Source organism: Lacibacter luteus, from assembly GCF_004118265.1.
GTDB lineage: Bacteria > Bacteroidota > Bacteroidia > Chitinophagales > Chitinophagaceae > Lacibacter > Lacibacter luteus.
Genome location: NZ_SDHW01000001.1, coordinates 220,175 through 240,313 on the forward strand (window position 1 = coordinate 220,175; position 20,139 = coordinate 240,313).

17 protein-coding genes and 1 tRNA gene are annotated in these 20,139 nt (G+C 40.7%); 6 read left to right on the top strand and 12 right to left on the bottom strand.

Annotated elements, in window-relative coordinates; genetic code table 11:
* Window positions 1–67: 67 nt before the first annotated feature.
* On the top strand, window positions 68–850 hold the full coding sequence (locus ESA94_RS00940) for an RDD family protein (RefSeq protein WP_129128986.1): 783 nt from the start codon (window positions 68–70) through the stop codon (window positions 848–850).
* A 53-nt stretch (window positions 851–903) separates the two neighbouring features.
* On the opposite strand, the gene ESA94_RS00945 is transcribed toward ESA94_RS00940, so the two are convergent.
* The 4 genes from ESA94_RS00945 to proS form a co-directional block, all read right to left on the bottom strand.
* Window positions 904–1,248: a CCC motif membrane protein gene (locus ESA94_RS00945; RefSeq protein ID WP_129128987.1), complete on the bottom strand. Its 345-nt coding sequence runs from the start codon at window positions 1,246–1,248 to the stop codon at window positions 904–906.
* A 39-nt stretch (window positions 1,249–1,287) separates the two neighbouring features.
* Window positions 1,288–1,614 (bottom strand): CCC motif membrane protein, encoded by a 327-nt coding sequence (locus ESA94_RS00950; RefSeq protein ID WP_129128988.1) that lies wholly within the window; start codon window positions 1,612–1,614, stop codon window positions 1,288–1,290.
* Window positions 1,614–1,946 carry a DUF2752 domain-containing protein gene (locus ESA94_RS00955; RefSeq protein WP_129128989.1) on the bottom strand — a complete coding sequence of 111 codons (333 nt, stop codon included), beginning with the start codon at window positions 1,944–1,946 and terminating at the stop codon, window positions 1,614–1,616. Before ESA94_RS00955 ends, ESA94_RS00950 begins: the two co-directional genes overlap by 1 nt.
* Window positions 1,947–2,031: 85 nt before the next feature.
* Window positions 2,032–3,507, bottom strand: coding sequence for a proline--tRNA ligase (gene proS, locus ESA94_RS00960; protein WP_129128990.1), 1,476 nt, complete (start codon window positions 3,505–3,507; stop codon window positions 2,032–2,034).
* Window positions 3,508–3,662: 155 nt separating this feature from the next.
* Between proS and ESA94_RS00965 the strand changes: the two genes are divergently transcribed.
* The gene (locus ESA94_RS00965) at window positions 3,663–4,451 is read left to right on the top strand and encodes a hypothetical protein (protein ID WP_129128991.1); all 789 of its coding nucleotides are present in this window, start codon (window positions 3,663–3,665) and stop codon (window positions 4,449–4,451) included.
* A 40-nt stretch (window positions 4,452–4,491) separates the two neighbouring features.
* Window positions 4,492–6,093 carry an OmpP1/FadL family transporter gene (locus tag ESA94_RS00970; RefSeq protein ID WP_129128992.1) on the top strand — a complete coding sequence of 534 codons (1,602 nt, stop codon included), beginning with the start codon at window positions 4,492–4,494 and terminating at the stop codon, window positions 6,091–6,093.
* Between the two features lie 28 nt (window positions 6,094–6,121).
* Here the strand turns inward: ESA94_RS00970 and miaA are convergent, their stop codons facing one another.
* The 4 genes from miaA to ESA94_RS00990 all read right to left on the bottom strand — a co-directional run bounded on the left by miaA (window position 6,122) and on the right by ESA94_RS00990 (window position 10,449).
* The gene (miaA, locus tag ESA94_RS00975; protein WP_129128993.1) at window positions 6,122–7,036 is read right to left on the bottom strand and encodes a tRNA (adenosine(37)-N6)-dimethylallyltransferase MiaA; all 915 of its coding nucleotides are present in this window, start codon (window positions 7,034–7,036) and stop codon (window positions 6,122–6,124) included.
* A 112-nt stretch (window positions 7,037–7,148) separates the two neighbouring features.
* Window positions 7,149–7,715: an IS1096 element passenger TnpR family protein gene (locus tag ESA94_RS00980; RefSeq protein WP_129128994.1), complete on the bottom strand. Its 567-nt coding sequence runs from the start codon at window positions 7,713–7,715 to the stop codon at window positions 7,149–7,151.
* Between the two features lie 90 nt (window positions 7,716–7,805).
* Window positions 7,806–9,224, bottom strand: a complete 1,419-nt coding sequence (locus tag ESA94_RS00985; protein WP_129128995.1) for a CCA tRNA nucleotidyltransferase — start codon at window positions 9,222–9,224, stop codon at window positions 7,806–7,808.
* A gap of 70 nt (window positions 9,225–9,294) precedes the next feature.
* The gene (locus tag ESA94_RS00990) at window positions 9,295–10,449 is read right to left on the bottom strand and encodes a glycosyltransferase family 4 protein (RefSeq protein WP_129128996.1); all 1,155 of its coding nucleotides are present in this window, start codon (window positions 10,447–10,449) and stop codon (window positions 9,295–9,297) included.
* A gap of 322 nt (window positions 10,450–10,771) precedes the next feature.
* Here ESA94_RS00990 and ESA94_RS00995 point away from each other — a divergent pair, with 322 nt between their 5' ends.
* The 3 genes from ESA94_RS00995 to ESA94_RS01005 all read left to right on the top strand — a co-directional run bounded on the left by ESA94_RS00995 (window position 10,772) and on the right by ESA94_RS01005 (window position 12,722).
* Window positions 10,772–11,578 carry a 2,3,4,5-tetrahydropyridine-2,6-dicarboxylate N-succinyltransferase gene (locus ESA94_RS00995; RefSeq protein WP_129128997.1) on the top strand — a complete coding sequence of 269 codons (807 nt, stop codon included), beginning with the start codon at window positions 10,772–10,774 and terminating at the stop codon, window positions 11,576–11,578.
* Window positions 11,579–11,647: 69 nt separating this feature from the next.
* Window positions 11,648–12,562, top strand: coding sequence for a DMT family transporter (locus tag ESA94_RS01000; RefSeq protein WP_129128998.1), 915 nt, complete (start codon window positions 11,648–11,650; stop codon window positions 12,560–12,562).
* A gap of 76 nt (window positions 12,563–12,638) precedes the next feature.
* Window positions 12,639–12,722: transfer RNA gene (locus tag ESA94_RS01005), tRNA-Leu, on the top strand.
* A 69-nt stretch (window positions 12,723–12,791) separates the two neighbouring features.
* On the opposite strand, the gene ESA94_RS01010 is transcribed toward ESA94_RS01005, so the two are convergent.
* The 4 genes from ESA94_RS01010 to ESA94_RS01025 all read right to left on the bottom strand — a co-directional run bounded on the left by ESA94_RS01010 (window position 12,792) and on the right by ESA94_RS01025 (window position 20,089).
* Entirely contained in the window at window positions 12,792–13,829 is a 1,038-nt protein-coding gene (locus tag ESA94_RS01010) for a UDP-glucose--hexose-1-phosphate uridylyltransferase (protein WP_129128999.1), read from the bottom strand.
* A gap of 3 nt (window positions 13,830–13,832) precedes the next feature.
* A complete protein-coding gene (gene galK / locus ESA94_RS01015; RefSeq protein ID WP_129129000.1) occupies window positions 13,833–14,990 on the bottom strand; it encodes a galactokinase in 1,158 nt (385 codons plus the stop codon).
* Between the two features lie 414 nt (window positions 14,991–15,404).
* Window positions 15,405–16,967: a RagB/SusD family nutrient uptake outer membrane protein gene (locus ESA94_RS01020; RefSeq protein ID WP_164972585.1), complete on the bottom strand. Its 1,563-nt coding sequence runs from the start codon at window positions 16,965–16,967 to the stop codon at window positions 15,405–15,407.
* Between the two features lie 5 nt (window positions 16,968–16,972).
* Entirely contained in the window at window positions 16,973–20,089 is a 3,117-nt protein-coding gene (locus ESA94_RS01025; protein ID WP_129129002.1) for a SusC/RagA family TonB-linked outer membrane protein, read from the bottom strand.
* Between the last annotated feature and the right edge of the window lie 50 nt (window positions 20,090–20,139).

Genomic DNA, 20,139 nt, shown 5'->3' on the forward strand with positions numbered 1-20,139 from the left:
AGTAATTTTTAATTACAGCCAACTGTGCAATAAATTATTCCTTTATTTTACAAATACAAACAGATCTATGTCTAACGTACAAATCAGTACACCTTTTAATATATCGCTCGACTTTGAAATAGCCCCCTTTTTCAAACGGCTTGTTGCTACATTGCTCGATCTTACGTTGATGGTTGTATATGCATCGCTCATGCGCTTTGTACTGTACGATGTTTTATTGCTCAGCGGCGAAAAAGCAACTGGTATTGATATACTGGCTGTATCTATTCCTCTGCTCCTGTATCACCTTGTATTTGAAATTCTGTTTCACGGACAAAGTCTTGGCAAAATGGCAATGGGCATAAGGGTGATGAGTCTGGATGGTGGCGACCCTGCCATCAGCCAATACCTGTTACGTTGGTTTTTTCGTGTGTGGGAATGGCCACTGGTATTTGCATTTGTATTACCGGGCTTGTTGATTCTTTACCAGATCATAATCGTTTGCGTATTCGGAATAGTAGTTGTGATTATTGTTGCCGTAACAAAAAACAATCAGCGGCTTGGCGATCTTGCAGCCAATACTGCTATTGTAAGTACCCGTATTAACCGTTCTATACATGATACGGTGTTTATGGAAATTAACCAGAAGGATTACAAGGTGCTTTTTCCACAGGTATTAAAACTGAGCGACAGGGATATCAATACCATCAAAACTGTTTTAAACGATTCTTACAAACGGGGAAATTTTGAAACAGCTCATCGTATTGCAGGTCGCATAAAATCGGTACTGAAAATTGAAAGCGACCTGGAAGTAGATGCTTTTCTGGAACGCATGATCGCCGATTACAATTATCTTGCAACAAAAGAATAAAAAGAAAAGCCGCTTCAGTTGAAGCGGCTTTTCTTTTATAAAGCTGATGATTTTTATCCTTGCAGCTCCTGCATACGACGCATCATTTCATCGGGATTGCGCATGGCTTCAATACCGAAAGTGGCAATCATAACAATGATAAGAATAAGATACAATGCTGAAAGAATTAAACCAATAATAGCACATACTCTTCCTGCATTTAAGTTTTTTAAACTTGAAGCTGTATACAGTTCGGGTTCCGCTGCAAACAATTTCTTGTCTTTTGCAGCCAAAACAATAGCTACAATACCAAGAATAATACCCAAGCCATAAAAGCAACAGGCTATAATGGAAAGAATGCCCAGTACCAATACAATTGTTGCATTTGGTAACGGACGTTGCTGTTGAAATTGATCCATGTTAAAGTTGGTTTTGATGAATTGAATTGATTGCTGAGATTAATTGAAACCACCTGCAGCTCCTGCAGCGGTAACCAGGAAAACGATGAAAATAATATACACCAGGAAGCCGATTAGCTGCAACGCAATACCAATGATTGCACAGATACGCCCGGTTTTAATATTGCTGTACGACTGTGCTGTATATGCACCGGGGTTTGCTCTGTACAATGCCATGTCTTTGTTGGCCAATACCAAGGCTATAATGCCGGTAATAAAGCAAATAACAATGGATAAAATGCCTAACACAAGTACGGCTGTGGCGTTTGGTAAGGCTTGTTGTGTTTGTTGACTGGATAAATAATCCTGTTGTTGATTTTGTTCCATTAATGCAGTATTTGGTTTGTTGTTACTCTGTAAATATAATGTACCACAATTATTAGTGCGCAAAAAATATAACCGATTGTAAGTATTCTGGCGCCGTTTTTAAAACGCACAGCTATATGCGTCAAAAGATAAAGAAAAAGTAACAGGATGGGTATAGCTGCCGGGTACAAACGAATGCTTTCAGCAATGTTTCCCTTGAGCAATGCAATATAACTGCGTTGCAAACCACAACCCGGGCAATCAATATGCAGGAACTTTCTGCTTGGGCAGGTAAGCATATGCTTCTCCAGCCAAAGAACAATATCAGCAAAAAAGCTAAGAAGTAGTTGCATACTTCAAACATACAGGGCTTGCACTTTTTTTCAAAATAAAAAGGCCGGCGATGAGCCGGCCTTAGAATAATATGCGGTTTGTTTTTTAATATGCTAATGCAAACAATACTCTTTCTTTCGAAGCTTTGCCGGTAAGAATACATTTACCTTCTTCCTGTTCGTTGTTCAACGGAATACAACGGATGGTTGCTTTTGTTTTTGCTTTGATCTCTTCTTCAGTTTCAGCAGTGCCATCCCAATGTGCCGATACAAAACCACCTTTGTTTTCCAATGCTGCAACAAATTCTTCCCATGTATCAGCTTTGCTAATATGGCTGTCTCGATAAGCTTTTGCTTTGTTAAACATGTTCTGCTGAATTTCTTCCAGCAATCCATGCAGGTAAGCTGCAAGGCCATCCTGACTTACCGTTGCTTTTGTTTTTTCATCCCGTCTTGCAACCTCAGCCGTATTATTTTCAAGATCACGACCGCCTATTGCCACACGCACAGGCACCCCTTTCAATTCATGCTCTGCAAATTTCCAGCCCGGTCTTGCATTATCGCTGTCATCGTATTTAACACGAACGCCCAATGCTTTCAGTTCGCTCATCAATACGTTTACCTTTTCGGTAATCGCCTTCAATTGTTCTTCGCCTTTGTGAATAGGAACGATCACCACCTGCAATGGAGCAATTTTTGGTGGAAGAATCAATCCCTGGTCATCGCTATGCGCCATCACCAAACCACCAATCAAACGTGTACTTACGCCCCAGCTGGTAGCCCACACATATTCAAGTTCGTTTTCTTTATTGCTGAATTTTACATCAAATGCTTTTGCAAAATTCTGTCCCAAGAAATGTGAAGTGCCTGCCTGCAATGCTTTGCCATCCTGCATCAATGCTTCAATACAGTACGTGTCTTCTGCACCTGCAAAACGTTCATTGGCTGTTTTCACACCTTTAATAACCGGTACGGCCATCCACTCTTCTGCAAATTGTGCATATACATCCAACATCTTTCTTGTTTCTTCCACTGCTTCCTGCGCAGTTGCATGGGCGGTATGTCCTTCCTGCCACAAAAACTCAGCAGTACGAAGGAATAAACGTGTACGCATTTCCCAACGAACAACATTTGCCCATTGGTTTACCAATATCGGCAAATCACGGTACGATTGTATCCAGTCTTTATATGTATTCCAGATAATGGTTTCAGAAGTTGGGCGAACAATCAGTTCTTCCTCCAGCTTTGCTTCCGGGTCAACTACTACACCCCCACCATTCGGATCGTTCTTTAAACGGTAATGCGTAACAACCGCACACTCCTTGGCAAAACCTTCCACGTGTGCCGCTTCTTTGCTTAAAAAACTCTTTGGAATAAACAACGGAAAATAGGCATTAACATGGCCTGTTTCTTTAAACATCCTGTCTAACTGATCACGCATATTCTCCCAAAGTGCAAAGCCGTAGGGTTTAATCACCATACAGCCACGTACAGCGGAATAATCGGCCAAGCCGCCTTTTAAGATAAGATCGTTATACCATTGCGAATAATCCTGCTCACGAGATGTAATTGCCGCTGCCATTGTTGAATGCCTTTATAAAAGTTTACAGTTAGTTTAACAGGCCAGATACACGAAAAAAAGTGCAATGGCTTGCTATTTGTTAAAATATTTATTGAACTATCTAAGGAGTTGCAAAAGTAGTAACTTCACATTACAAACCTCAAATTCAAAACATCATGGTAACCAGAATTTTACTCGTTGGTTTGGTAACAGCAGGGCTGACCTCCTGCGCCACCTATCGTACAGGACAAACTCCTGATGACGTTTATTATTCACCCGAGCGGCCACAGGAAACTTATGTGCAGATAGACCGTGATGAAGATGACCGTTATTCTTACAACGACCGCAGTTTGGAAGACCGTCGTTTACGTCAGCAGATCCGTGATTCACGCTTCCGTTTTGAAGACGATATTTACTGGAACACGCCACGCTACAACAGCTGGGGTTGGAATACTTGGAACAGCCCGTACAATACCTGGGGTTGGAACAGCTGGAACAGTCCTTATAATTCATGGGCATGGAACAGTGGCTGGAACACCGGTTACTATAACAAATGGAGTTCCCCATACATCTGCATACCCGGCGGCAATAACCTGATTGTAATTGCAGGCCCCGGTGCTCCAAAATACAGCACTGGTATTCGTTACTCAGCTCCTATTCAACGTTTCCCTAATTCAGGAACAAACTTCACTTACGGCAAACCTACCGGTACAGGTTCGGGCAGCCGTTACTTTGGTAACAATACCAACAGCACCAGAAGTGGTTACTTTGGCGGAAACAATAATAACAGCTCATGGAGTGGCGACAGAACATCGAGCAGCCGTTCGTTCGGAAACAGTAATAACAATACTTCTTCCGGCAGTAGCAGCAGAAGCATTAGTTCAGGCTCATCATCATCCAGCAGTTCTTCTTCCTCTTCATCAAGCAGCTCAAGTGGCAGCTCAGCCGGAGGACGCCGTAACTAATAACAAGTCATAAGACGATACGAAGAATCAAAAAACGAATATGAAAAGAATTTTCATAACGGGGATAGCTGTATGCCTTCTTCAAAGCTCATATGCCCAGGATGTATTTGATGCCTTACGCTATTCTTACCCCATAAGTTCAGGAACTGCACGTACGCAAGCCATTGGAGGAACAAATATTTCGTTGGGTGGCGATATCAGTTCGGTTTTTATTAATCCAGCCGGTATTGCTCAATTTAAAACCAATGAGCTTGTACTTTCTCCGGGTTTCAATTTCAATAAATACAAGATCAATTACAACGATACCATCACCAAAGGAAATAAAAGCAAATTGAATGGCGGTACAAGTGGCGTGATTTTTAGTTTTGGTGGAGGAAGATATGGCCGTTCGAGAAATAACACCACCCTTGCGCTTGCTGTAAACCAAACGGCCAACTTTAATACACGGTTTTCTTATGGCGGACGGAACTTAAACAGTTCGTACACCGAAAAATGGTTGGAAGAGATCAAGTACAGTAATGTATCAACAATTGATGGAGTTCGCAGCAGTTTTCCTTTAGGTGCAAGCCAGGCTTATGAATCGTACCTCATCGATATTGTCAGTTCTCCTAACGGCGATCTGTTGATCACCAATGCCGACATCAGCAAAAATATTACGCAGCATTTTGCATACGAATCAAAAGGAGGTATGACGGAAGGTGCTATTGCTCTTGCCTGGAACAGCAACGACAAAGTACTTTATGGTGTTACCATCGGTATTCCGATTGTTCAGTACGACAGGCAAACGGTTGTAACGGAAAATGACGGAACGGGCAATACAGATAATGATTTTGAAAGTTTCACATTCACTGAAAATCTTGCAACAAGAGGTGGTGGTATTAATGCGAAGCTTGGTGTTTTGTTTAAACCCGTTGAATATTTCCGTATCGGTTTAACTTTTCATACACCTACGATTATGTCGCTTACAGATTATGCTGATGCGACCATTACAAGTAATATTGAAAACTATTCACGCCGCTTGAATAACGATCCGAGTAAACCTACATCTTACACGTACAACACAAAAGATGTAAATGAACTTACAGGTGGCGGCGATGAAAACAGGTATTCGTACCAGATCGTTACTCCATGGCGTGCAGGTTTAGGTTTATCGTATGTTTTTCGTGAAATAAGCGATGTAACCAAACAAAAAGCATTTATTACAGGTGATGTTGAGTTGATCAATTACAAAGCAATGAAGTACAGCAGCAGCCAGGGGTCGCCCGATGTTGGTGAAACAGAATACTTCAATGGCTTAAACAGCCAGATTGATGAGATGTACAAAATGGCGATCAATGCACGTATTGGTGGAGAACTGAAGTTTAAAACATTGATGGTGCGTGCAGGTTTCAATTTTATGGGAAGCCCGTACAACCGCAATTTTGTAAACGATGTATTTGGTGAAGATTTACCCGGCTGGAGAATGACGCCAAGTCTTGGTTTAGGTTACAGAGATAAAGGTGTGTTTTTTGATCTGACCTATGCACATGCGTTCGGCAGAAATTTTCATGTTCCTTACACTTTACAAGATGCATCTTACCCGTTTGCAAAAAACAATATTTCAAACGGACAGGTTGTAGCAACTGTTGGGTTTAAATTCTAAGCAAACAGCTTTATAGAAAAAAGAGCATTCATTTCGAATGCTCTTTTTTTATTGCAGTAACAAATTGAATGATCGCTTCAGTATTGGATGGATGAAACCATTTCATTGCTGTATCCCGTTTAAACCAGGTAAGTTGTCGCTTGGCATAATGCCTGCTGTTCTGTTTTATTTTGTCGATGGCTTGTTCTAATGAAATGCTTCCGTCGAAATAATCGAACAACTCCCTGTAGCCAACTGTTTGTAATGCATTTAACTGCCGTTGCGGATAAACTGCTTTTGCTTCTTCCAATAAACCTTCTTTCATCATCAGGTCTACACGCAGATTTATTCGGCTATATAATTCTTCTCTTGGCAGTTCAAGCGCTATCTTAATTACATTGAACGGCCGCTGTTGCTTCTCCCCTGTTCTGAATTTGATGATCGATTCACCGCTTGCCAAAACAACTTCCAATGCACGGAGCATACGCTGCGGATTTTGCATTTCGCCCTGTGCTGCAAACAACGGGTCGTGCTGTTGTAATTGCTGTTGTAACCAACTGATGCCTTGCTGCTGATAGGCTTGCTGCAACTCCATTCGCAATGCATCCGGTACTGCAGGTATCTGATCCATGCCCTCACAAAAAGCTTTAATGTACAACCCTGTTCCACCAACCATTACTGCAACATCATTTGTTGTAAAGATTTTATCAGCTGCAGCTAACGCATATTGCTCATATGACGCTGCCGTAAGCTCTCCTGTAATGGAATGTGAATTGATGAAATAATGCTTTACCGCTGCTAATTCCTCAGCTGACGGTTTGGCTACGCCAATCGTAATTTCTTTGTAACACTGTCTTGAATCGGCGGAAATAATTGCAGTATTGTAATGCTGTGCAAGCTGTATAGCCAAAGCTGTTTTGCCAACTGCTGTAGGCCCTGCAATAAGAATAACTGTTTTGTTCATGTTTTGATGAGTTTGTAAAGAACTCAGCAAGTGTCCAGCGTCTCAAGGAGCTTCCGACACATTTATAAACGTAAATAAAAAAAGTAACATTGATATCCGTCAGACGGATGTGTTAAAATGCGGCATCATCCTCTTCTGTTGCGCTATCCTCTTCTTCCTCTGCTCCTTCACTTTCTTCGCCTTCTTCACCAAAGCCTTCGCCAACTGCACTCAAATCATATTTTTCTTCCATTTCGGCCAGCTTATCGCCAACCAAACCTTTGGTACCGTACTGACTTGGTGCAATGCCTTCGCTGCGAACAACGCAAGGGTATGTAAGTTTCGGATTATCATCTTTGCTTACGTTGATCAACTCAACAAGGAATGTCCAGTTCTTATTAAAATCGTAAACGAAAATGAACTTCTGATTAGGCTCACGTATTTCAGTACCAACTGCCGTTTCTTCCATCAGCAAAGGTTCTGCCTTATAATCCTTCTCGTATTTTTCTAATGATATTTCACGACCCCGCTGCCAGTGATCGTTACTACGATGAAACGTAGCCTTATGTTTGTTATCGAATTCGTATGCTTTCAGGATCACTTCGTGCAGATCTCTGAAATTTTGTGTGTGCTTTACAGCAACATCACGATAAATGGCATCATCTTCTTCCCAATAAATTCTGAATCGTAAAACAGCCATAACGTAATTTGAAAATGAATGAATTTGAAAATTTGAGAATGAAATGCAATCGCTTTCCTCTTCAAACGGTCACTTACAAAAGTAAAAACATTAACTCACAGGAACAAGATTTACTTCTTTTGCTTTTTGGAGCATAAAGGCATATGCCGCTTCGTAACTGTTTTCAATTGCACCATCGAGAATAGCATCTTTAATGGCCGTTTTCAGGTCGCCTACTATGCGTGACGGCGGCACATTAAATATTTGCATGATCAGTTCGCCGGTAATGGGTGGTTGCCAGTTGCGGATATGATCTTTCTCCTCCACCTCTTTGCAACGTTGGCGCACCAGTTCGAAATTCTGCAGATAACGCTGTACTTTCTGTTGGTTTTTTGAAGTGATATCGGCATTGCACAACAACATCAATGCATCAAAATCTTCACCCGCATCAAACAGTAAACGGCGGATAGCACTGTCCGTTATGTTTTCTTTGGTTAAACTGATGGGTCGAAGATGCAGCTCCACCAACTTCTTTACAAACTTCATTTTTTCGTTTGCTGGAAGTTTTAACTGTGCAAAAATTTTCGGTACCATTCTGCCTCCAACAACTTCGTGCCCATGAAATGTCCAGCCATGACCTTTTTCAAAACGTTTGGTTGCAGGTTTGGCAATATCGTGAAGAATAGCTGCCCAACGCAACCACAAATCGTTTGTATGTTCGGCAATATTATCCAGCACCTGGAGTGTGTGATAAAAATTATCCTTGTGTCCTTTACCGTCAATGTATTCGGCACCGGCAAGATCGATCATTTGCGGAAAGAATAATTTAAGCAAACCGCTCTTGTACAACAGATCGAAGCCAACAGATGGTTTCGGACTGAGTACAATTTTGTTCAGCTCATCGGCAATACGTTCTTTTGAAATGATATGTAAACGATGTGCATTTTCAATAATACCCAGCCATGTTTCCGGAACAATACTGAAGTTTAATTGCGATGCAAAACGAATGGCACGCATCATACGCAAGGGGTCGTCGCTGAAAGTTGTGCCGGGCTCTAATGGTGTACGGATGAGTTGCAGTTTAAGGTCTTCCACTCCATTGAATGGGTCGATCAACGCACCGAAATCATCTTTGTTTAAACTGATGGCAAGTGCATTGATGGTGAAATCTCTTCGACGCTGATCATCCTCCAAAGTACCGGGCTCCACTTCTGGCTTGCGTGAATGTGCAGCATAACTTTCTTTACGTGCACCTACAAACTCAATTTCAAATCCACCAACTTTAATATTGGCTGTACCGAATGTTTTAAAGAAAGCAACCTGTGGTGTTGGTTTAAACTGTTTCGCTACTTCGTTTGCCAATTCAATACCATCGCCTACGCAAACAACATCAATATCTTTACAGGCACGTTGCAGTAATTTATCACGCACAAAGCCGCCAACAAGATAACAGGGCAATTGCATTTTCTGTGCACAGTTACCAATTATCTGCAGAATCTTCAGCTCTTCTTTTGAACAATCAATCATCATACGCTGCAAAAATAAGAAAGACAAAACAAGTTTGAAGTACGAGGTTAGAAGTAAGATTTGTTACAATTGTTTAGAACAATTTTTTATAAACGTTCATTACGCTAGCAGCAGTTGCTTCATTGGTAAAGCGTTGTGCATGTTGCCAACCTTTTTCTACCTGTTGTGCAACAAACGTACTATCGTTTAAAATGCGTTTCATTTGCGCTGCAATTTCTTCGGGTTTATTGGGATCAACATAAAAAGCTCCTTCCCCCCCTGCTTCGGGCAAACAGGAAACATTCGACGTTATTACCGGAATGCGGCTCCACAACGCTTCCAGTACAGGAATACCGAAACCTTCAAACACACTTGGATAGATCATGGCTGTTGCCATTTGGTAGATGGCAGGAAAATCTTCTGCCGATTGAAACCCCGGAGAATATTTTGCTGTTTTGCTATCGGAAAGAAAAATGATCTTTTCATCGAGGCGGTTTAACGTAACAAAGTCTTTTACTTTTTGTTTGTATTCGCCACCATTACCAATTACCACCAACGGCAAGGGATTTTCATTGCCCATCAACTGCATTGCCTTGCAAAGGTTGAGCAGGTTCTTGCGTTCAATAATGGAACCAACGTATAAGAAATAGTTCTCTGGCAGCTGGTAATGTTTACGGATGCGTTCTTTCGTATCGGCAGAAACTGTTTGTGCAAATGCAGGATTACAACTCTGGTAGCATACATCAATTTTATCTGGAGCTGTTTGATAAAATTCGATGAGATCGCTTTTGGTTTGTTCACTGATGGCAATGATACGATCGGCATGTTCGCAAGCGTACCTGAATTTATTTGTATAAATTTTTCTGTCGATGGCTTTATATTGCTCAGGATAACGTTCATGAATAAGATCGTGCATGGTAACAACCGACTTAATACCGGTGCGCTGAATATTTACAGGTATTTCGTGGCTGAGTCCGTGATAGAGATCAATGTTCAATCGTTTTAAATCGGACTTGATCCAGTTGCTGCGCCACAACGATGATAGTTTTTTGCTAATGAATGTTTGCGGCTGTACTTCCTGTACATTCTTCAAGTCATCAAAAAAGAAAAGTGAAGAAGATTTAGGATTGAAGAGCACGTACTGATGTTGCGGAAAGCCTGTTGCCAGCGAACGGATCAATGTTCGACTGTAGTGCCCTAACCCTGTTTGATTATGATATGCCCGTTTTGCATCGAAGCCAATATTCATGGCGCAAAGGTGCGGAATATTGTGCAATAGTGAATTGTCAATGGTGAATAGTGAATGGGGTGCTGTTTTTGTAAATTGCTGTACAAACGGCATGGAGCTTATCTCCTCCTCGGGAGGGGCGGCAACGTGTTGCACATAGGCAACGACTGCAGGGGTGGGTTTTTGATGAATAGTATTCCCGGACGTACAAGAGCTTGCGTGGCAACAGGCGATGCTATAAAATACAGGCGCTGGTATAACATATAAAATATTCTTTCGAATTTTTAAATCCTCTTGTTGACAATTCACTATTGACTATTTTCGCAGCAAATTTGAAACAACAATGAAAGATTTGATTCTTGAAGCATGGGGTAACCGTGAACTTTTGAAGGATAATAAATACAGTGATGCGGTGCGTGCTGTTATTGAAGAAGTAGATAAAGGCCGTTTACGTACAGCAGAACCAGTTAGTGATGGCTGGCAGGTAAACGAATGGGTAAAGCAGGCCATCCTGATGTATTTTGGTATTCAGCAAATGCAGACATGGGATGTGGCTCCGTTTGAGTTTTACGATAAAATGTTGCTGAAGAAAAATTATAAAGACCTCGGCGTACGTGCAGTACCACATGCAGTAGCACGTTACGGTGCTTACCTGGCGAAGAATGTGGTGTTGATGCCAAGTTATGTAAACATTGGAGCGTATGTTGATGAAGGTACGATGGTTGATACATGGGCTACAGTTGGTAGCTGTGCTCAGATTGGTAAAGGTGTTCACCTGAGTGGTGGTGTTGGTATTGGTGGTGTGTTGGAACCATTGCAGGCAAGCCCGGTAATTATTGAAGATGGCGTGTTTGTAGGCAGTCGTTGTATTGTAGTGGAAGGTGTGCGTGTAGAGAAAGAAGCTGTGCTTGGTGCAAACGTGGTATTGACACAATCAACAAAGATCATTGATGTGAGTGGCGCTGAACCGGTTGAAATGAAAGGCCGTGTTCCTGCTCGCAGTGTGGTGATACCGGGTTCTTATACAAAAAAATTCCCCGCAGGAGAATATGGTGTTGGTTGTGCATTGATTATTGGTCAGCGTAAACCAAGTACCGATCTGAAGACAAGTTTGAATGATGCGCTGCGTGATTTTAACGTGAGTGTATAACAGGCGAATATCTTTTTAGCTTTTTAAAAGAGTCCTGTTGTAATATGCAGGACTCTTTTTTTTAACCTTATGTCGAAAAAACAATCACTTGCATTCATTGGTTTTGTGTTGACGTTTACAGGATCGATCCTGTTTTCAACCAAGGCCATTATTGTTAAAAAAGCATTTGCATCCATTGAAGTGGATGCATTGTCGCTGCTGGCATTGCGTATGCTGTTTGCATTACCGTTTTACATAGCAGTATTATTTGTTACAAAACGTACGAACACAACAACGCTCAGTTTAAAAAAATGGTTGCAGCTGGTTGCAGTTGGTTTGCTCGGTTATTATGTAAGCAGTTATCTTGATTTTGAAGGGCTGCGTTATATTTCAGCCGGTCTTGAACGATTGATCCTTTTCCTCTACCCCAGTTTTGTGGTGTTGATCAATGCATTTGTTTTTCGGGAGAAGATAAACAGTAACCAGCGATTGGCATTGCTGCTCACCTATTCCGGAATTGCGTTGGCCTATGCAGGTGAATTTAATCTTTATCATTTGCAGCCCGGTTTCTTTTGGGGTGGCTTACTGGTATTTCTCTGCTCTATTACGTATGCACTTTATATTGTAGGCAGTGGTCGTTTAATTCCGTTAACAGGTGCTACTGCATTTACTTCTTACGCCATGCTTGCAGCAACGGCCGGTATTTTTATTCATTTCCTTGTTGGGCACGATGCATCGTTGCTGGTATCGGTTGCTAAACAACATTGGCAATATGGTTTGTTGTTGGGCATTATTGCAACTGTACTTCCATCCTATTTAATTGCAGGCGGCACTAAACGCATCGGCAGTAATAATGTGGCCATCATTTCCAGCATTGGCCCAGTATCAACTATCTTACAGGCATGGTGGTTTTTGGGCGAAACGATTCACTGGTCGCAATTGGTAGGCACAGGATTGGTGATTGCAGGCATCCTGATATTGGGGTTGAAAAAGCAAAAGACCTAAGCGATTTTAATTTTTTACTTTCCTGAAAGCCCGTTACATTTGCACCCCCTGAACCCCGATATTGTCGGGACAAGTTGCCCAGGTGGCGAAATTGGTAGACGCACTGTGTTCAGGTCGCAGCGTTCGCAAGGATGTGCTGGTTCGAATCCAGTCCTGGGCACGATAGAAAAAGCAGTTCATTTGAACTGCTTTTTTGTTTACTTCGGATGTTTCTTATAATAATAGATGCCTATTGCTCTTTATAATGTATGGCAGATAAAGATCTGAGTGTAGCTGCTGCAGTTTCTGCAGTGATGTCCCGTTGCGGATTAGCCAGCATTTCATAACCCACCATAAATTTCTTTACGGTAGCACTTCGCAACAATGGTGGATAAAAGTGCATGTGCCAGTGCCATTCTTCATGCACCCCGTCATTTACGGGTGATTGATGCATCCCTGCTGAATACGGAAATGATACATGAAAGAGATTATCGTATTTGGCAGTTAATTGTTTAAGGATTGATGCCAACGCTGTTTTCTCTTCATCAGTAAATTGTAATACATGCTGCACATGACGCTTGCTTACAATCATGGTTTCATAAGGCCATACTGCCCAGAAAGGAACCAACGCCACAAAATGTTCGTTCTCTATGATAATACGTTCCTGTTGTTGCAGTTCAGTTTGCAGGTAATCACTCAATAAACTTTTACCATGCTGCTGAAAATAATTTTGTTGTTGTGTAGTTTCTTTTGAAAGCTCCAATGGTATGGATGAAGATGCCCATACCTGGCCATGCGGATGCGGATTGCTGCATCCCATGATTTCACCTTTGTTTTCAAAAATCTGGATGTACTTGATAAATGAATGTTTTGATAATTCTGCAAATTCATTTTGCCACAGCTCAATTACTTTTTCAATTGCCTGCTCACTCATGAGCGGCAGTGTTAAACTATGATCAGGTGAAAAACAAATAACCCTGCAAATACCGCTTTCACTTTTTGCCTGTAAGAGACTGTTGTTATATTCACCTGTAGGAGTATCAGACAACAACGCAGAAAAATCATTGGTAAACACATACGCATTTTCATACGCCGGATTCATACTCCCATCAGAACGTTTATTACCGGGGCATAAATAACAACCGGCATCATAAGCAGGTCTGTTATCAGCAGGCAAATCTTCTACCTTCCCCTGCCACGGACGCTTCATACGATGTGGTGATACCAAAATCCAATCACCCGTAAGTATGTTAAGCCTTGTATGCGAATGCTCTTTTAAATCAAACATGGTTTATGCAATTCGTTCTGTTCCGTTTTCAATAGTGGCCACATAATAAGTCAAAGGCAGGTTCATGGTTGCTTCATATAGCGGTTGAATATTTTTGATCAATGGCTCAATGGCTTCTTCTTTAATTAAATTGATGGTGCAGCCACCAAAACCACCACCCATCATACGTGCACCCATCACTGAAGCATTACTTTTTACACGATCAACCAACCAATCCAGTTCTTTGCAACTCACTTCATACATTTCACTCAGCCCTTTGTGTGTATCAAACATTTTTGCGCCTAATGCTTCTATTTGTCCGTGTTCCAAATCATCACACCCCTGTAGTAAGCGGTTGATCTCCCGCACTACAAAACGGCTTCGCTTATCAACCAACGCATCTTCTGGTAATACATATTGATTGAGCATTTCTTCATTTGCATCTCTTAATGCTTTTACATTTGGGTGATGTTGTTGTATCCATGTAACAGCTTGTGTACATTCTTTACGACGGGTATTGTATTCACTTGAAGCAAGCGAATGTTTTACGTTGGTATTTAATAAAAGAATTTTGTACCCATCGAGTTTAAACGGTTTGTATTCATACTCTAATGAGCGACAATCCAAACGTATCACATGATCTTTCTTGCCCATCATGCTTGCAAACTGATCCATGATGCCACACATTACACCCGCAAATTCATGCTCGGCTTTTTGTGCCATTTGAACCATGGTAATACGATCTAGTTGTGTGTTGAGCAATTCATTTAATGCAAAAACCGTAGCACATTCAACAGCAGCAGATGAAGAAAGACCGGCACCCATCGGCACATCACTGGAGAGCACAACATTAAACCCACGAAATAACTTCTGCATTTTAAAAAACTGAATGGCTGAACCTAAAATGTAATTGGGCCAGCTTACATCACCCACAGGTTTTAAACCAACAAGCGAAGTAGAAAACGTTTCATGCAAGTCATGCGCCACTAAATGTATTTCATCATCGTTCCGAAGAGAGATGGCTACATAAGCAGCTTTATCAATCGCAGCAGGCAATACAAATCCATCATTATAATCCGTATGCTCACCTATGATATTGATTCTGCCTGGAGAGCGAACAATGACTGGTTCTTCCTGAAATTTTTCCAGGAATACTTTTCTTATTGATTCTTTTATTTGCATGAACTTTTTTGAATGATTGTTATTCTTACCAGAGTAAATATAAAATCCGCACTTGTAATAAATTGTTCATTTAAGGGAGAAGGATGTACCAGTTGCTTAAAAAACAGCAGCGATGTAAACGACTTCTTATATAGTCGCAAACCTTTTCGGTGTTGGCATACAGGAATGAATACTATCCTTTGTACGATTGCGATCAGGTGGTCGGTTACTGTTACCGCAACTGCTGCACAGCAGGATGGTAAAGAACGATATATTAAATAAGACTAAAGAAAAGCACTTCATCTGCGATGATTGAAAGATTGTGGTTCTCACAGTACAGATAAAAATTTGTTTCTCAGTTGTATCGGGTTACGCTTTCCTTATATGCATCAATGAAGTGCTTTATTACCGGTTAATCATATTTTATTGTTGTCATTATTTCCAAACAGGGTTTTGTTCCAATTTAAGATTAGCTCTTAACTCTGCTGTTGGTATTGGAAATATAGTCGATCTGTCCAGGTAACCGATACGGGCACTGTAGTTAGCAATGTTATCTGCCTTTGCCCTGTTAAAAGCATCCTGCACTGTACCCCATCGTTTTAAATCATAATAACGCAACCCTTCAAAGGCTAATTCTACTCTCCGTTCATGACGAACGATATTTCTTAATACAGCCTGACTTAAACCAGTTCCTTCTGCAACTTCAACTGTTGGCATGTTCACTCTTGCTCTTACTTGGTTCACCAATGCAGGCACACCTGTAAGTTGCCCCAACTCTACCATTGCTTCTGCACGCATCAGTAACACATCAGCATAGCGAATTACAATAAAATCTTGTCCTCCCGGATTAAACGGTGCAATACCTGTAGGCGAATTTGCATTGCGTATATATTTCTTCTGGCCATAAGTGGTAGCATTTGTTGTAAACACACCAACAGGTGCAATTCTGTCAACCAAAAATGCATCACCTCTGAAATAGACAGAAGCTAATAAACGGGGATCCCTGTTATTTTTTTGCGGTGTATTGTTTGTGGCAGTGCCGGGACTGTATAAAGGTGATGTAGTAATTGGTTTACCATCTGTGCAATAGTAATCTTTTACAAGATTGGGCATAGGTTGCTGATCTACTTTAGGTGCAGTAAGAAAAACACCGGAAAACAATTCTCCATTATTCGATGCATCCTGAATAAATCTTACCGAGAAAATAATTTCAGTTGATAATTCACCTTGTTCTGTAAACAGCTGCGCATAACTTGGATTTAATGTGTAGCCAAGCGTTAACACGGAAGCTGTTGCATCTAACACACCCTGGTAATCTTTGTTATAAAGAAGAAATCTTGCAAGTAGTCCTAACGCTGCGCCTTTTGTAGCATAGCCATATTGAGCTGCAGGATAAGACTGTGGCAGAAAATTAGCAGCGTCCTTTAAATCTTTTATCACCTGCGTTGAAATTTCCTGGTAAGTATTCTTGGGTACATAGGCTTCTTCTAATTCCTGCACTTTTAAAACAAGTGGAGCATCCTGGTAATAGATGGCGAGATGCGAATAAAAAAGTGAACGAAGAAATAGAGCCTGTCCTTTGATGATTTGTTTTCTTGCATCAGGTATTACTGAGGTTGGTGCTGCTTCAATTTTTTCCAATACGGTATTTGCACGACGAATGCCTTTATACAACGAATTCCATAGAGAAGTAAACATGTCATGATCCGGGGTAATGTTTGCTTCCATAAAATTTCCTGGACCTTCAAACTTAAATGAATTGAAGGCATTATCACCCAAATTATCGTACATGGGAAAACCTGCGGTGCCATTTAAGCTGCCACTGTACTGAACCCTGTCTTGCAATACTTCGTAGGTGCCGTTCAGCGCCAATACAAAATCCTGCTCTGTTCTGAAAAAATTGGCTTCACTGATCTGTGTTAACGAACGTCTTTCCAAATAGTCTTTCGAACAGGCTGCAAAAACAAATACAATCGCTATAATAATTATTTTTTTCATGTTCATTAAAATTTGAGGTTTAAGCCAATGGTATAAACTTTATTAAGTGGCGCTAACTGATCTGTATTTCCTCCCCTTGCTCTTTCAGGATCAAAATTTTTCATTTTAGTGAATGTGAGTATATTTTGGCCACTTACATAAAACCTTAGTTTTGAAATGCCTGCTTTTCGAATGATGCCATCAGGTATTGTGTAACCTATTTCAATATTTCTTAAGCGTAAATAAGAAGCATCTTCAATATAGAAATCAGAAACCCGTTGATTGTTTTGTCCACCGAGTCGGGGAAGTTTAGAAGCTGTATTTGAAGTTGTCCACCTGCCGGTCCAGTAAGTAAGTGCATTATTTCTGTCGCCCTCAAACGGTAGTTGTCCATTATCATTGAGTAAGCGATCGACTCTGTTTAAGCCTTCAAACAAAATGTTGAGATCAATTCCCATGTAACTCAAATTTGTATTGAAGTTGTAAATGGCTTTCGGAAACGGATTACCAATGACTGTGCGGTCACGATCATCAATGATACCATCCGGTTTTCCCTCAGGTCCAGACAGATCAGCATATTTAAAATCGCCGGGACCAGTTGTTGTACTACCAAATTGTCTTGGAGAATTTGTGACTTCATCAGTCGTTTGAAAAATACCAATCACTTTCAAACCATAGTAAGCATTAAAAGGAACTCCAATTGTAATAATATTCTCTACTGTTACTGTGGGCGCACCATCTTTGCCGAGGCCTGTTACATTATTATCAGCAAATAAACTTAAACTACCACCCACGCTATAGTTAAACGTCTTATGGCTGTTGCGAAAATTCACTGAAATCTCCCAACCACTATTTACCATGCTGGCTGCATTTTGAGCAGCTAAATTGGTTACACCAATGGTAGCAGGAATTGGAAAATTAGCATACAATACATCTGTACTGGTACGTTTAAAATAATCTGCAGTAACGGATAACCTGTTTCTAAACAAACCGGCATCCAAACCAATATCATATTGCTCCACTGTTTCCCAGGTAATGGTGGGGTTTGCCAACCTTGTTAATGCTACACCCGGAACAACCGTAGCGGTGCCTAAAAAATAATCAATATTAGAGCTGCCATAAGTTTGATCAAAAATATAATTGCTGATATTATCATTACCGGTAATACCCCAGCTGGCTCTTAATTTTAAATCACTGATCCATTTGATCCTTTCAATAAATTTTTCCCTGTTGATCCTCCAACCAGCGGAAGCAGACGGAAAGTTGCCATACTTATTAGTAGATCCGAATTTGGATGAACCATCACGACGGAAATTTAATTCCAGCAAATATTTGCTTTTATAGATGTAATTAACTCTCGTAAAGAAAGATTGTAATGCTTCTTCTGCAACACTACCACTAACAGCAGGATTTAATACACCTCCTCCATCAAATTCTTCTATATCATTTGTCGGGAAGCCTTGTAATGATCCACTGAACCCATCATTGCGGTTGTAAATAACGGAATGGCCTAAAAGAACTGAAAGATCATGATCACCTGTAAAGTTCTTGTTATACCTTAACAGATTTTCATTTAACAGACGATAGTTAAAACTGGTATTGTTATTTAATGAATTGACAGATGTACCCGTTACCACATTTCCTGCCCAATCATAATTATCATTGGTAGGTGTGAAGTTGGAGACCATGCCATAAGCAAGATTTAAACTTCCTGCTGTTTCAAAAGACAATGATTTTGTAAAGTCGACTTTTATACCAAAACGATCTGCGATATTAATATCATCACTTTTGTAGTTACCAAGAAATCCTCTTTGCAAGGGATTCGTAATAGGAAAGCTTGGGTTGTTTGCTTTCAAATAAGAGCCATCAACCGTTCCATATTTCCCATTCGAATAAAATACGGGAACCGTTGGTGCTGAACGTTGAAACTGGTTGATGATACCTGTTTCACCGGTAATAGCATCAGCCCCACCTTGCGGTCCTTTGAATATTGCCCAATAAGCATTGGTAACATTACTGATCGTTAACCACTCTTTGATCTTTGAGTTTAAATTAAGACTTAAATTAAAACGTTCTGATTGAAACTTGCCTTTTACTACCGCTTCTTGTCGTTGGTAACCAAGAGAAGTTCGGTATGTAGTTTTATCGTTGCCGCCCGAAAAAGCAATGTAATGATTTTGTAAGGGTGCCCTTCTTAATATTTCATTGGCCCAGTTAGTGTTTGCATATTGATCTGGTGATAATCGATTAGAGATTGCTGAAATATCAGCAGCAGAATATCTTAATGCTGCTGAAGGTCCGTTTCGATTAATGTCGGCTTCGTTTTTCAGCGTAGCATAATTGATTGCATCGAGATATCTTGGAACCACAGTTACTTCCTGCATACCGATATAACTGTTGTAGATCACACTCATCGCACCGCTCTTTCCTTTTTTAGTAGTTACCACAATAACACCATTGGCACCACGGGCACCATAAATAGCACTGGCAGATGCATCTTTCAAAACTGAAATAGATTCTATATCTGATGGAGCTAAATTGTTAAACACTTCCAGCCCACTGTATTGAATATTATCAATTACCAACAATGGTGTTGATGAACCAAATGTTCCAATTCCCCTGATATTTATACTTGAACCATCTGCACCGGGTAAGCCGCTTGATTGCGTTAATTGCACACCGGAAAATTTGCCGTACATGAGTTGGCCTGAATTGGTTACAGGCTGGTTTACGGCATCATCTAATTTAAGCGTTTGTGTTGCGCCTGTTTGATTTACTTTCTTTTGCGTACCATAACCTACAACTACTACATCCTGTAATGTAGATGCAGATGACTCGAGCTTTACTGAAATATCAGCACTGCCATCCCATGCCAATGTAAAGGATTGAAACCCTACACTTGAAAAAACAAGTACCGGCTTTGCTTTCGTTACAGTTAAACTGAACTTACCATCTTTATCAGTAGAAGTTCCTTTACTGCTAGCTTGCTCTGTAACCGATACGCCTGCAAGTGGAGTATTGTCAGTTGCATTTACAACTGTGCCGGTTACAGTTCTGTTTTGTGCAAATAAACTGAAGCTGATCAGCAACAACAAGGATAAGAAGCAGAACCGGTTGTGGAATTTTCTTTTAAACACAAGCATCGCTTTCGTTTTAGTTTGATTAATAATTACAGAGACTAAGTAAAGCACAA